The sequence below is a fragment of the Clostridioides sp. ZZV14-6009 genome (genome assembly GCF_020658095.1).
Lineage (GTDB): Bacteria > Bacillota > Clostridia > Peptostreptococcales > Peptostreptococcaceae > Clostridioides.
The window spans coordinates 243,367-256,305 of sequence record NZ_JAGWDG010000002.1 but is presented as its reverse complement, the minus strand read 5'-3'; the positions used below and the strand labels follow the sequence as shown (position 1 = coordinate 256,305).

Annotated in this window: 12 protein-coding genes; 5 read left to right on the top strand and 7 right to left on the bottom strand. The window is 26.3% G+C overall.

Annotated features, from left to right (window positions below):
- Window positions 1-301 precede the first annotated feature (301 nt).
- Together KGF36_RS04485 and KGF36_RS04480 are read left to right on the top strand one after the other, a co-directional pair.
- On the top strand, window positions 302-1,201 hold the full coding sequence (locus tag KGF36_RS04485) for a DMT family transporter (RefSeq protein ID WP_227827263.1): 900 nt from the start codon (window positions 302-304) through the stop codon (window positions 1,199-1,201).
- Between the two features lie 189 nt (window positions 1,202-1,390).
- Complete coding sequence (locus tag KGF36_RS04480) at window positions 1,391-2,677, top strand: Gfo/Idh/MocA family protein (protein ID WP_227827264.1); 1,287 nt, start codon at window positions 1,391-1,393, stop codon at window positions 2,675-2,677.
- Between the two features lie 78 nt (window positions 2,678-2,755).
- Here KGF36_RS04480 and KGF36_RS04475 read toward each other — a convergent pair whose 3' ends face one another.
- From KGF36_RS04475 to KGF36_RS04455, 5 genes are all read right to left on the bottom strand, one after another.
- Window positions 2,756-3,199, bottom strand: coding sequence for a regulatory YrvL family protein (locus KGF36_RS04475; protein ID WP_227827265.1), 444 nt, complete (start codon window positions 3,197-3,199; stop codon window positions 2,756-2,758).
- Between the two features lie 22 nt (window positions 3,200-3,221).
- Window positions 3,222-4,016, bottom strand: coding sequence for a M55 family metallopeptidase (locus KGF36_RS04470; protein ID WP_227827266.1), 795 nt, complete (start codon window positions 4,014-4,016; stop codon window positions 3,222-3,224).
- A 432-nt stretch (window positions 4,017-4,448) separates the two neighbouring features.
- Window positions 4,449-4,811 carry a hypothetical protein gene (locus tag KGF36_RS04465; protein WP_227827267.1) on the bottom strand — a complete coding sequence of 121 codons (363 nt, stop codon included), beginning with the start codon at window positions 4,809-4,811 and terminating at the stop codon, window positions 4,449-4,451.
- A 182-nt stretch (window positions 4,812-4,993) separates the two neighbouring features.
- On the bottom strand, window positions 4,994-5,470 hold the full coding sequence (locus KGF36_RS04460) for an SAM-dependent methyltransferase (protein WP_227827268.1): 477 nt from the start codon (window positions 5,468-5,470) through the stop codon (window positions 4,994-4,996).
- 97 nt (window positions 5,471-5,567) lie between these two features.
- On the bottom strand, window positions 5,568-6,737 hold the full coding sequence (locus KGF36_RS04455; protein WP_227841940.1) for a M20 metallopeptidase family protein: 1,170 nt from the start codon (window positions 6,735-6,737) through the stop codon (window positions 5,568-5,570).
- 167 nt (window positions 6,738-6,904) lie between these two features.
- Between KGF36_RS04455 and KGF36_RS04450 the strand changes: the two genes are divergently transcribed.
- Together KGF36_RS04450 and KGF36_RS04445 are read left to right on the top strand one after the other, a co-directional pair.
- On the top strand, window positions 6,905-7,768 hold the full coding sequence (locus tag KGF36_RS04450; RefSeq protein WP_227827270.1) for a S66 peptidase family protein: 864 nt from the start codon (window positions 6,905-6,907) through the stop codon (window positions 7,766-7,768).
- Window positions 7,769-7,838: 70 nt separating this feature from the next.
- Window positions 7,839-8,432 (top strand): DUF3867 domain-containing protein, encoded by a 594-nt coding sequence (locus tag KGF36_RS04445; RefSeq protein ID WP_227434304.1) that lies wholly within the window; start codon window positions 7,839-7,841, stop codon window positions 8,430-8,432.
- A gap of 222 nt (window positions 8,433-8,654) precedes the next feature.
- On the opposite strand, the gene KGF36_RS04440 is transcribed toward KGF36_RS04445, so the two are convergent.
- Together KGF36_RS04440 and KGF36_RS04435 are read right to left on the bottom strand one after the other, a co-directional pair.
- Window positions 8,655-9,293, bottom strand: a complete 639-nt coding sequence (locus KGF36_RS04440; protein WP_227827271.1) for an isochorismatase family cysteine hydrolase — start codon at window positions 9,291-9,293, stop codon at window positions 8,655-8,657.
- A 79-nt stretch (window positions 9,294-9,372) separates the two neighbouring features.
- Window positions 9,373-10,104 carry a glycerophosphodiester phosphodiesterase gene (locus KGF36_RS04435; RefSeq protein ID WP_227827272.1) on the bottom strand — a complete coding sequence of 244 codons (732 nt, stop codon included), beginning with the start codon at window positions 10,102-10,104 and terminating at the stop codon, window positions 9,373-9,375.
- A 336-nt stretch (window positions 10,105-10,440) separates the two neighbouring features.
- Between KGF36_RS04435 and KGF36_RS04430 the strand changes: the two genes are divergently transcribed.
- Window positions 10,441-12,630 carry an amino acid adenylation domain-containing protein gene (locus KGF36_RS04430; protein ID WP_227854572.1) on the top strand — a complete coding sequence of 730 codons (2,190 nt, stop codon included), beginning with the start codon at window positions 10,441-10,443 and terminating at the stop codon, window positions 12,628-12,630.
- Window positions 12,631-12,939: the final 309 nt, after the last annotated feature.

The following is a 12,939-nucleotide window of genomic DNA, read 5'->3' as shown; positions in this document are numbered from 1 at the left end:
ATTTTAAATACCTCCATAATTAAAAAATCCACTAAAAATCTAAATAATAAATTAAAAAAAGTCTATACTATATAGAATTATATTATATATTTGGAGAATAATCTATAAAAAGATATAACTTTTTACTTATAATTATTATTGTTATTAATTGAAAAGGTTTATTAGTTACTTGACATAATTTATACTTTTAATTATAGTATAAATTGGAATATTTAGATAATTATTATTTCAATTTATAAATTTTAGTTTTTAAGTAGTTTTTAAATATAGGTTTATGTATTTTTATAGAAAAGAGGTAAATATGAGTAGTACAATCAAATCAAATCGAATAAAAGGTATAATGTTTATAATGGCATCAGCTCTTGGTTTTGCAATGATGTCTGCATTTGTAAAACTGGCAGGCGATTTGCCAAGTTTTCAAAAAGTATTTTTTAGAAACTTGGTATCGGCTATAATAGCGTTTTGGCTTATTATAAAACATAAAGGAAGTTTAACAGGTAAAAAAGAAAATATGAAGGTTCTTTTATATAGGTCAATCTTTGGAACTTTAGGAGTTATATTTAATTATTATGCAATTGATAAGTTGATGCTTTCAGATGCTAATATGCTAAATAAAATGAGTCCTTTTCTCGTAGTTATATTTTGTGCAATTATTCTAAAAGAAAAAATAAACATAAAACAGATAGGGGCAATTATAATTGCATTTATAGGAGCTTTATTTATAATAAAACCAACATTTAGTGTTGAAGTAATTCCATATCTAGGAGGCGTTGCAGGAGCTGTATTTGCAGCAATGGCATATACTTGTTTAAGAATTCTCGGAGATAGAGAAGATTATTATACAATTGTGTTTTTCTTTTCAGTTTTTTCATTAGTTACTGTAGGACCAATAGCTTTTGCAGTGTATGAACCAATGACTCTTATGCAACTTGTGTATTTGTTATTGGGTGGAGTATTTGCAAGTTTAGGTCAATTTGGTATAACTTTAGCATATAAGTATGCGCCAGCCAAAGAAATTTCTATATTTGACTATAGTAATATAATATTTTCAGCAATCTTGAGTATATTCTTGTTTAATGTTTATCCAGATACACTAAGTATTGTGGGATATGTAATAGTATTTTCAGCAGCATTTTATATGTTTTTATACAATAAAAAATTAGACAAATTGGATAAAGAAATTGACAAGCAAAATAAATGAACAAATAGTATCAAAGTTTATATTAAAAATAAATAATATTAAGCTAAAAAGGTATAGCATATTAAGTCAAAACAGCAGTTAAAAGTAAAAAACTATAACTGCTGTTTCTTTTATCAAAAATATCCAAATATATATAAAAATAGAATATAATAAAGTAGTAGAAATAATATAAAGGGGATAATTTAAAGTATGGAAAAAGTAAAAGTTGCTGTGATTGGAGCAGGTAATAGAGGTACATATGCGTATGCTCCATATGTTTATGAAAATTCTGATATATGTGAGATAGTTGCTGTAGCAGAACCTAAAGAAGGAAGACGTGAATTGTTTGCACAAAAGTATAACTTAAATAGCAAAAATGTATTTGAAACTCTAGAAGAATTCTTTAAACAGGATAAAATGGCAGATGCAGTCATAATAGCTACAAATGATGATAGACATTATGACGTAGCAAGTTTAGCTCTTCAAAAGGGTTATCATATATTATTGGAAAAACCAATGTCTAATAGTTTAGATGGATTAGTACATATAAATGACCTGTGTGATAAATATAAAGATAAGATTTTTATGATTTGTCATGTACTTAGATACTCTCCATTTTACAATAAATTAAGAGAAATTGTAGAAAGCAAAAAATTAGGAGAGTTAGTTAGTATACAATATAATGAGAATATAGGATATTGGCATTTTGCTCATAGTTTTACTAGAGGAAATTGGAGAAATAGTAATGAGACAAGCCCTTTGATTTTGGCGAAGAGTTGTCATGATATGGATATTCTATTATATTTGGTAGGTAGTAGATGTAAAAAAATCTCTGCATTTGGAAGTTTAAAGCATCTTAACAATGAAAATGCTGGGGGAGAAATGGCACAGAATTGCCTTCAATGTTTAGTAGAAAAGAAATGTCCATATTCTTCAAAACAAATTTATCTAGAAAATGACAGAAATATAAATAGAGCTGTACATATAAATCCTACAAAAGAGAATCTTTTAAAGATACTTGAAACAAGCCCATATGGAAGATGTGTTTACAGATGTGATAATAATGTTGTAGATAACATGGTAAATATATTACAATTTGAAAATGGAGTAACAGCTACTTTTAATCTATGTGCATTTACTAAAGAAAATGGAAGAACTATAAAGATGATGTTTAGTCATGGAGAAGTTGGTGGAGATTTAAATAAAAATGAGATAAGAATTAAAGAATTTGGAAAAAATGAAGAAGTAGTTATAAATCCATCAAATAAGAAAAATATGGTAGAAGAATATGATAGAAATCTCATAGCTGAGTTCATTAAATTAGTTTCAAGTAAAAACTTAGAAAAAGGAAAAGTAGCAGCAAAAGATGCTATAGAAAGTCATATAATGGCATTTGCAGCAGAGTATTCAAGAGTGAGTGATGAAGTGGTGCATATAGATAAATTTTTCGATGATGCTATAAAGATGACTAAAGAAATAGAAGAAACTATATTTTAAATATAAAAGATTACACAAATAAAGATAGATTAGATAATAGGAATATATAAATCTTCTATTAAGTAATCTATCTTTTTATTAAGATTTTTTCTTATCTTTATCAAAAAAATCCATGCATTCAGATAAGAGATAAGAAAGTAAGGCAAATAAAATTTCTGTACTTAAAGGAATCGTTATTGAACCCATAAATGTATCAATTATGTTCATAGCTAAAAAAGTTAGTATAAAATAAATTATAAATTCGCAAAATTTGTAAATTGAATACGGCAATTTGTTTACATATCTAAATATATCTAAAATGGTAGTGCATAGAAAATCAATTGGGGTAGTTATACAAAAATATATTAAAAAGAAAATTAGTACAGACCCAAGAGATTTATATTCAAAACCTAAGAATGATAAGAAGCCAATTCCTATAACAGTGAAAATACAAAAAGTTATACCAAAAAAAACAGCAAAAAATAAAAATACAGAAATAAATTCGCCTAAAGGAATCCTTCTTTTATTACTTATCTCAATCAACTCCTTATGTATAACATGAAATTTATATAAATAACAACATTCTTAAAAATTCATAATAATCTTCTGTTTCAAATAGTATTGTTTGAGAATCTATTTTCTTCATATTTGGGTAGAAAGAAGCTTTAAAAGCCTTGTAATGTTCTCTAAACTTTATTTCAATTTTAAACTTGTTTGGTAATTTTATTAAATGTCTAGATAAATCTCCAGATAAAGATTCTCTAACACCTTCTTCTATTTTTTTTAGTGCAAGATTTGGATGAATTGAAATTGAGCCATTTCCAATTCCTTTTGAAACAGGAACAGTGATTATATTTGGGTTTAGTTTTTTTGCACTTTCACAAAGCATTTCATCTCCACTTAAAAATGCCACAGGAACATTATAGTATGCAGCAGCATAAGCATTTATAGTAAATTCAGATGCTATCTCATCATTTATTTTAAAGTAGTCATAGTCAATATCCATAGTATGAGAAAGTGGATTACCATTACAAGTAGCTCCAGAATGATAACCAGTAAATACACATGCATCAAAACTTTCATCAATCCCAGCCATCATAACTAGTGGGTCTTTAGTCCATCCTCTAAGTATTTTGACATTTTCAGGCAAAATATCTGGATTAATATTTCTGCCACTATCATGTGCATCTTTAACAAGTATTTCTTGCATACCAGACTGAGTAGCTCCATTACATGCAGAAGCTATTTCTTTACTCATTTGTGTTCTATAGTGCTCTGAAAATTCGCATTCAAGCTTTGTTTCATCCCAATTTACAATGCCACAAGTACCTTCTATATCGGCACTTAAATATAACTTCATAATATAATCCCCCTTAAATTTATTATTAATGATAACAATAGATAACAGTAAATATACAATTAATAAAAGGCAGAAAAATATTATGTCTCATTATTAATTATTATTAAATCTGTAACTGAAAAATAACTGATATTAAAAATATAACGCTATTAGTATCTATTAGACCAGTTTTGCTATATACAATATTTATATAAGATTGTAACATAGAAGTAGCTACATTTACTAGTTTAACATACTTAAAACATTGATAGATATTATTTTTAAGCTTGTTTAATGATTGTAGCGTTTTAACATTAGTAGAAAGAGTTGAGTTATAGAATCATTCTATAGAATTAGTAAGAAAGAAGATATTTAGGGGGTTATAATAAACTAATAATATATACTCAAGTATATTTTGTAGTTATCAAATAACCCTTAATAAAATATTTTGTTCTAATTATATTTTTTGTTTTTTATAAAAAATACAATGATTATTGCTAAAATAGGATTTATTGAAAATCCTACTAATGTCCAAAAACTACTGTTGAGATTTTTATTTGTAGAAACTTTATTGCATGCAATTAAAACTATTATATAAATGATACAATTTACTATTCTAAATATATGTGATGTAAAACTTTGGGCAAGTGCAAATAAAGTAAATGCATAGAATAAGCCCATAAAAGCAAAGAAAATATAGTTTAAGTTCTTAAATTTTGGCAAATGCTTTTTACTATCATTAATTGACATAATAACGCCAAGAACCATAGCTATCCATCCAAATAAATTTGCTGCTTGTAGACTAAATATTGTCATGAGTATTCTCCTTTATAATTATTTACATTAAGTATACAAGATAATTTGCCAATATGAAAGTGGATAAAAGCAATTATATAATTCAAGAAAATTAAATACAACGAATACTTTATATAATTAAAATATAATAAAGTAGAGTATTAAATTAAAATCTCTTAATTTAATACTCTACTTTAAATAAACTAAAATTCAAATTCATTTTCCCAATCAAATTCTTCTGATTTTTCTACACATTTAGGCCAATGATTGCACCATTCAGGAACTGATGGATTTTCAATTCTATCAATACTTGGAGTATATGGTTTTAAGTCGATAACAGGGCTATTATCATTAGCATCAATATATGGAATTTTTATTGTACCATGCTCATGGTCGATGCTAATAATTTGTACAGTAGTTAATGCTATTGGATTAGGTCTAATAGGTGACCTTGTTGCAAATATTCCCATAACATCAGGTGCTTTTTTATAAGGCTTTGGAGTTTCTAAGATACTTCTTGCTTCAACGTTATCAAATCCATCAAACCACCAGATTACATTTAAATGACTAAATTCATCAAGCTCTTTTAATGCAGGTATATACTTTTTATCCAATTCGATAGAAATTTCTTCACCTTGAACACGTATTTTTCCTATAGGATTTACTAAACTTTGTTTCATAATATTACCTCCAATTATTTGGTTTGTCATTTGTAATTTTAGAGTAAACCCTAACACCATGTGAGAGTCAATATAAAAAGGAGATAGAAGTATATGATTAAAAGGATAATACATTTTTCGCATGAAGCATAACGCCAGTGATAAGACAATCTTCATCAATATCAAAGGTAGCTGTATGAAGAGGAGAATTAATATTTTTTTCCTGATTTGCACAACCAAGGTGATAAAAAGCACCTTCACAATACTTCAAAAAATATGAAAAATCTTCAGCACCAAGAGTAGGTGTATCTTTAATCAAAATATTTTCTTTTCCAAATAATTCTACTGCATTTTGTTTAACATAATTCACAAGAGAATTTGAATTTATAAGGGCAGGATAACCTTCTTCAATTTCAACATCAATCTTTCCTCTAAATGTTTTGCAAGTAAAATCACAAACTTCTTTGATTCGTTTTTTTGAAAAGTCCCTGGTTTCTTGGGTTAAAGTCCTTAAGGTTCCTTTTATAACAACTTTATCACAAACTATATTTTCTTTAATTCCGCCTTCAATTTTTCCTAAAGAAATAACTACGGAATCAGTAGGGTTTGTATTTCGGCTAACAATTGTTTGCAAAGCAGTTATGATATGAGCAGAGATAACTATGGCATCAACACCTTGATGTGGATAAGCTCCATGACATTTTGAGCCATATACAGTTATACAAAGTGTATCTGTTGATGCATTTAAAGTATTGTATTTTAGTTCAATTAAACTTTTATCAATATTGGGATTTACATGAAGACCAAATATATAATTTACATCTGGATTTTTCATACATCCATCTTCTATCATAAGTTTGGCACCACCAATAGTTTCTTCAGCAGGTTGGAAAAAAAACTTTACATTTACATTTAAATAATCCTTTAATTTAAATAGTATATTACAAGTACCAAGTAAAATAGCAGTATGTGCATCATGGCCACATGCGTGCATTTTGCCTAGATTAATGGATTTATAAGGTGGATTGAGTTCTTCTGTTATAGGCAAAGCATCTATATCAGCTCTTATAGCAACTGTCTCAAAGTTTGGATTTACATTTATATATGCAGTCAATCCTGTGTGATTTTCATATTCAATATAACTTATACCTATTTCATCCAAATACTTAATAATTTTTTTCTTAGTTTGAAATTCTTCTAATCCAAGTTCTGGAGTTTTGTGTAAATCTCTTCGAATATCTATAACCCAATCATTTATATCATGGCAAAGAGCTTTAATATTAATCATAAAACACATCCTAACTATATTAAAAATTTATTTTTCTTCATTATTATAATTATATTATTCTATATAAATCATTATTCTGTATCAAGTATAAATAAAATGTCTTATAATTATAGTAGAGAGGTTTAGCATAAATTAGAATATATCATTTTAGAATAAGAGGTGTTTAGATGTTAGGAGTAATTGCGCCTTCTGGACCATTGAGAAATACAAGTCTAGAAGAAATAAAATTTAATTTAGAGAAGTATGGTTATGAAGTTAAATTTTCTGAAAGTTGTGGACTAAATTATAAAGGTTATTTAGCTGGGAATGATGATATTAGAGTAAGAGATATAGAAGAGATGTTCCTAGATGAAGAAGTAGATATGATTATGTGTTTAAGAGGAGGTTATGGAACAACAAGAATACTAGATAAAATAAATTATGAAATAATAAAACAAAATCCTAAACCATTTATAGGTTTTTCTGATATAACAGGTTTAAATCTAGCTTTTTATAAAAATTGTGGTCTTTTACCATATCATGGAATAATGGCAGCAGATGTAGCAAAATGGGATGAATTTACTTATAAATCTCTAGTAGATGCTTTAGAATTTAAAGATGAGCTATATTTAGAAAATCCAAAAGAAGAAAAGATTTATACTGTATGTGAAGGCAAAGCAGAGGGAATAATAATGGGAGGAAACTTATCTCTAATAATTTCTACAATAGGAACTAAATATGAAATAGATGCAAAGGATAAAATTTTATTTATTGAAGAAATTGGAGAATGTCAATATAAATTAGACAGGATGTTAACTCAATTGTATTCTTTAGGAAAACTGGATGAATGTAATGGTATAATTTTTGGAGATTTTAAAAACTGTATCAAAGAAGATGATTTAATAGAACTATTGGAGGAATTTGCACAGAAGGTTAATAAGCCAGCTATATATAATCTACAATCTGGGCACTGTATACCAATGATAACTATTCCTTTAGGAAGAATGTGTGAATTAGATGCAACAGAAAAAATGGTTAAATTAAAAAAATAGTGTGTATATAAATATATTAGAAGTATGGTATAATCTTATACAAGTAAAAATTTAGCTAGGAGGATAAAAAATGTCTGATGATAGAATAATTGACTTTAACGAATTAAAAAACAAAGTTAAAGATTCTGATGTAGATAAATTTGAGCAATACATATATAACTTATATTTTTCTGTTATGGATGGAAAGATGTCGATGGCTGAATTTTCAAGAAAAATATTTGATTATATGAAAGATAATGACATATCTCAAGAAAAGTTTATGAAAATACAAAAACAGTTCATGGAAAGATATGGTATGGACACTGAAGAAGTAGAAAAACAACTTAGAAACTTTGGAATCGACCCTTCTACAGCAGGTTTTATGAGTAATAATACTTCCAGCAAAGTATCTACAGAAGATTTAGAATCGTTTAAAAAGAGTGCAGGATTTTATGAGAAATATGGTGAAAAAATTCAACCTAAGAGTTGTATAACAACATTCATAAAAAATGATTTAAATGATATTAATGTAATAATAGATCAAGAAAAAATAATGCTTTGTAGTGATAAAAAAATAAATCTTATGGACTCAGAATTAAATGAGTTTTTATTAGAATATAAGAATATGTTTAATAAAAAGATAAAAGTAGTTATGTGTGAAACTACAAATAAATACGATTATTAAAAAATAAATTTAACTATTGAAGCAGTATAGTTGATTAGTATTATGTAAAAAATAGAAATCGCAATTTAATTTCTCTTACAGAAGACATGTAGAAGAACATTTAAATTGCGATTTCTATATTTACATACTTTAGTTATGTTAAATTAATTGTATTAAGTAATATTTGTATAGAATAATCTTATTATCAAAACTGTATCTCTATACAAATATATAAAGTATTTATTATAAACGAATTTCTTTTAATACATTAACTCCATTTTGAAGCATACTATTAAAAAATACTAGGTTTAAAATCTCCGCAGGATGAACATTGGGAATGTCATAAGTGTCTACTAAATTCATAGGAACAACTATGTTTTTTTTCATATCATATTGATTAAAATAAGATTTTAGTGTTATTGCAAATTGATATATACATATATCTGTGCAATCACCAACTATAATTATATTATCTATACCATCAAAGTTCAGATTTTCTAGTGCGAAAAATCCGTTAGTAGAGTTTTTAGGTAGAACTTGTAGATTTTCTATAGATTTAAGTTCATCAACCAATTCACTTTCCACATCATTTTCTAAACAGTGAACTGGATAACTTAAAAGTTCTATAGATTTGGGGGTATGACAATCAGTAAATGCAATTACTTTATTTAGTTTATTTGATATTTTTTTTGTGAAAATTTCAATTGGCTTTATCAAAGATTCTACTCTAGGGGAGTATAAGGCACCTTGTTTTGCAAAACCATTATTTACATCAATTATAAATAAAGCTGTCTTACTCAAATCGTAATTTTCTATTTTTTCTATTGGTAAATTATCTAAATTACTTTTTAAAGCTTCAAATTCATTTAATAAGTTATCCATAAGTATACCTCCAAGCTAAATTTAATAAAATTGTACATATTAATCATATAAAAGTCAAGGAGTATAAACTACTATATAACTAGCTGTATTGCTTTGATTGTAAAAGTTTTAAAGCTATATCTGGATAGTTAGTAAAAATACCATCTACATTAAGGGCTAGGCAGTGTAGCATATCTTCTTCTTCGTTTACAGTATATACATTGACACCTAGTAAGTTTTTGTGACAAAGTTCAACTAGAGATTCATTTACTAGAATTAAAGGAGGATGAAGATAGCTATTTCCTAGAAATTTAGCAAATTCAACTACATTGTTTATGGGCAAGTAGCACAATAAAGCTGTTTTTATACTGGGGTCTAATTTATGAAAATTTTTTAAGCTATTACTATTAAAACTAGATATAAGAACTCTATTTTTCATATTGTATTTTAAAATAAGTTTCAAAACATCCTTTTCTATGTTAGTGTAATTTACTTTGTCAGTTTTTAGTTCTATATTTAAGATTAAGTCTGTAGGCGAAATTAAAATTAATACTTCTTCTAAAGTTGGAATTTTACATTCTTTATTGTTTTGGTAACCTTCAAAGGATGAGTTTAAGGTTTTTAGTTTTCTTAAAGTAAGGTCTTTTACAAAACCATGTCCATTAAAAGTTCTATCGACTGTTTCATCATGAATAACTACAACTTTTCCATCTTTAGTCTTGTGAACATCAAGTTCTATTCCGTATATATCCATATCTAAGCATTTTTTAAAAGCGAGAATAGTGTTTTCTGGATATTTTCCACTAAAACCTCTGTGAGCATAAATGTTCATTTGTAAAACTCCTTTCAATAAATATAACTTCTTCTTATAAAATTTTAATTAATATAATATATCATATTCTAAACAATATAATTATGCATTAATTAAATAACAATTTATAATTTATATATTATATAAATGTAAGAAAATAAAATCATATATGTGTTATAATATATTTTAAACATTATAAATATTACGAATTTAATAGTCATAATATATAAGTATAAGTTTATGCAAGCTCATGTGTTTAGAGCTTGCATATGTATTATTAATATATTTCTGTACTTAAAAAAATAAAATTCCAAAAGAATTTTTTCTATAGATTTAGTAGTAAGGGGGAATTTTGATATGTATGAAGTTAATTTAGAACGAGCTATGAATTATTGGATGGATTTGCTAGATGATTATACCAATCTAGCAAAAATTCCAAATGATTTTTTTTATAAAGATTGTTCTGACGAAGTTGTAGATGAAATTTTTAAGATTGATATTGAAAAACATGAAAAATTAATTCAGTATTCTAAAATGAATAATATAAGCATAAGTTCTATTATAGAAACTATCTATGGACTGATATTACAAAAGTATACATATGAAGATGATGTAGTTTTTGGAAAAACAATAAATATAATTCCAATAAGAGTTAAGGTTAGACAAAGCGAAAAATTTATAGATGTTGTAAAAAAATTGAAAAGGCAATGGAGTAGGTCTTTAGAATATGGATATTATTTACTATCAGATATAGAGAATAAAAATCATTTGAACACTAAACTTATAAATACAATATTTGTAGCTAAAAGTTTTGATTTATCATATGACTATGACATAGAAAAAAAAGGATATGATTTATCTGTAATAGTTTATACTAAAAGGGCATTAAAAATAAAAATAAAATATAAGCCATCTATATATAAAAGAGAAACTATTAGAAGAATATTAAATCAATTTGATTATATAATAGAACAGATAATAAGGAATAACAATATTTTAATAGAAGATTTGGAATTTGTATGTAAAAAAGAAGAAAGAATATTATTGAAAGATTTTAATGATAATCAATGTGAGATACCATATGACAGAAGTTATATTGATTTATTTAGGAAACAAGTTGAGATAACACCTAATAATGTAGGTGCTAGAGATGAAAATAGAAATTTGACATATAGAGAACTTGATGAATTAACTGATAGACTTGCAGGTTATTTAAATCATATAGGGGTAAAAAGTGAAGATATAGTAGCTGTAATGTTGCCAAGAGACATTAATATAATTGTTACAGCCATAGGAATTATGAAATCAGGAGGAGCATTCTTTCCGATAGACACAAGTAATCCAGAAGAAAGATTAAATTACCTTCTTGAAGACAGTAATGCAAAAGTAGTAATAACTACAGACGAACTTAGATGTAAGGTTATAAATGAAAACACAATAGTAATTGATATAAATGATGAAGACATATTTAAAACCAGATATGACTTAACTGAAAAAATAACACCATCAAACTGTGCATATACAATATCTACATCAGGGTCAACTGGTAGACCAAAGACTATAGCTATAGAGCATAAGAGTTTAGTAAACATGTGTTATTATAGTATAGAAGCTATAAGTGCTACAGAAAATGATAGATGTGGAATATATTTAAGTTTTAGTTTTGATGCTGTAATGAAACAACTATTTCCATATCTATTGATGGGTGCTTCAATAAACATTATGCCAGAAGAAGCAAAATTTGATGAATATACAGTAAATGAGTATTGTGAGGAAAATGATATAACTATATTAGCATTACCAACAGCGTTTGCAAGATTATTTATACAAAACTGTAACAATAGTTCACTTAGGGTTGTGCAGACTGGAGGAGAAAGATTAAAAGGATATAGAAAACGTAACTATGAGTTATATAATGAGTATGGACCAACAGAATTTACTGTTGTATCAACTTCTTTTCATGTGGATAAAGAGTATGGGAAAATACCAATAGGTAAGCCAATCTTTAATACTTATGCATATGTATTAGATAAAAAAAATAAACTATGTCCAATTGGAGTTCCAGGAGAACTCTGTTTATCAGGAATCCAAATATCAAGAGGCTATTTAAATAAAAAAGGGTTAACAGAGCAAGTATTTGTAGAAAATCCTTACAAAACTTGTGAACACAATAAATTAATGTATAGGACTGGTGATTTGGTAAGATGGTTAGATGATGGAAACTTAGATTATATTGGTAGGATGGATAATCAAGTAAAAATTGATGAATTTAGAATAGAGTTGTATGAGATTGAAAACATAATAAACAATATTGCAGAAATTAAAAGTGTTGTCTGTATATCAAGAACAAATGAGGACGGAGATATGTATATATGTGCATATTATGTGATTGATGATGATGATAGCGAAAAAATAAATGACATAACAGTTAGAGAATATTTAAATGAGCATTTACCTCCATATATGATTCCAACGATAATAATGAGGATAGATAAAATACCAGTTACCCCAATTGGAAAAGTAAATAAAAGGGCATTGCCAGAGTGATTTTGTATTATGACAGGTGTTATAAAGGGACTATAAAAATTTCTTTATGACACCTATTTTTAAGAATTAATCAATTGACATAAAAGAAAGAATTTTCTGTACATTTTTACTGTGGTGAAAATCTGTTTATAGGGATGATTATTGTATTTTTTATACTTTTCCGTGTTTTAAAGTGTTTTTATAACAAATTTAATTTTAATATAAAATTTTTTTTTACTTTTTATCTTAATTATTTTTAGTATAATCGAAAAATAAAAAGAAAATTAGCATAAAAATATCTAAAAGTAGAAATTAATAATATGGTATTAA

Bases quoted from the DNA above. Each gene is read 5' to 3' on its own strand.
- KGF36_RS04480 (WP_227827264.1), top strand. From the start codon at position 1,391: ATGGAAAAAGTAAAAGTTGCTGTGATTGGAGCAGGTAATAGAGGTACA.
- KGF36_RS04445 (WP_227434304.1), top strand. From the start codon at position 7,839: ATGTCTGATGATAGAATAATTGACTTTAACGAATTAAAAAACAAAGTT.
- KGF36_RS04440 (WP_227827271.1), bottom strand. From the start codon at position 9,293: ATGGATAACTTATTAAATGAATTTGAAGCTTTAAAAAGTAATTTAGAT.
- KGF36_RS04460 (WP_227827268.1), bottom strand. From the start codon at position 5,470: ATGAAACAAAGTTTAGTAAATCCTATAGGAAAAATACGTGTTCAAGGT.
- KGF36_RS04465 (WP_227827267.1), bottom strand. From the start codon at position 4,811: ATGACAATATTTAGTCTACAAGCAGCAAATTTATTTGGATGGATAGCT.
- KGF36_RS04470 (WP_227827266.1), bottom strand. From the start codon at position 4,016: ATGAAGTTATATTTAAGTGCCGATATAGAAGGTACTTGTGGCATTGTA.
- KGF36_RS04450 (WP_227827270.1), top strand. From the start codon at position 6,905: ATGTTAGGAGTAATTGCGCCTTCTGGACCATTGAGAAATACAAGTCTA.
- KGF36_RS04435 (WP_227827272.1), bottom strand. From the start codon at position 10,104: ATGAACATTTATGCTCACAGAGGTTTTAGTGGAAAATATCCAGAAAAC.
- KGF36_RS04430 (WP_227854572.1), top strand. From the start codon at position 10,441: ATGTATGAAGTTAATTTAGAACGAGCTATGAATTATTGGATGGATTTG.
- KGF36_RS04455 (WP_227841940.1), bottom strand. From the start codon at position 6,737: ATGATTAATATTAAAGCTCTTTGCCATGATATAAATGATTGGGTTATA.
- KGF36_RS04485 (WP_227827263.1), top strand. From the start codon at position 302: ATGAGTAGTACAATCAAATCAAATCGAATAAAAGGTATAATGTTTATA.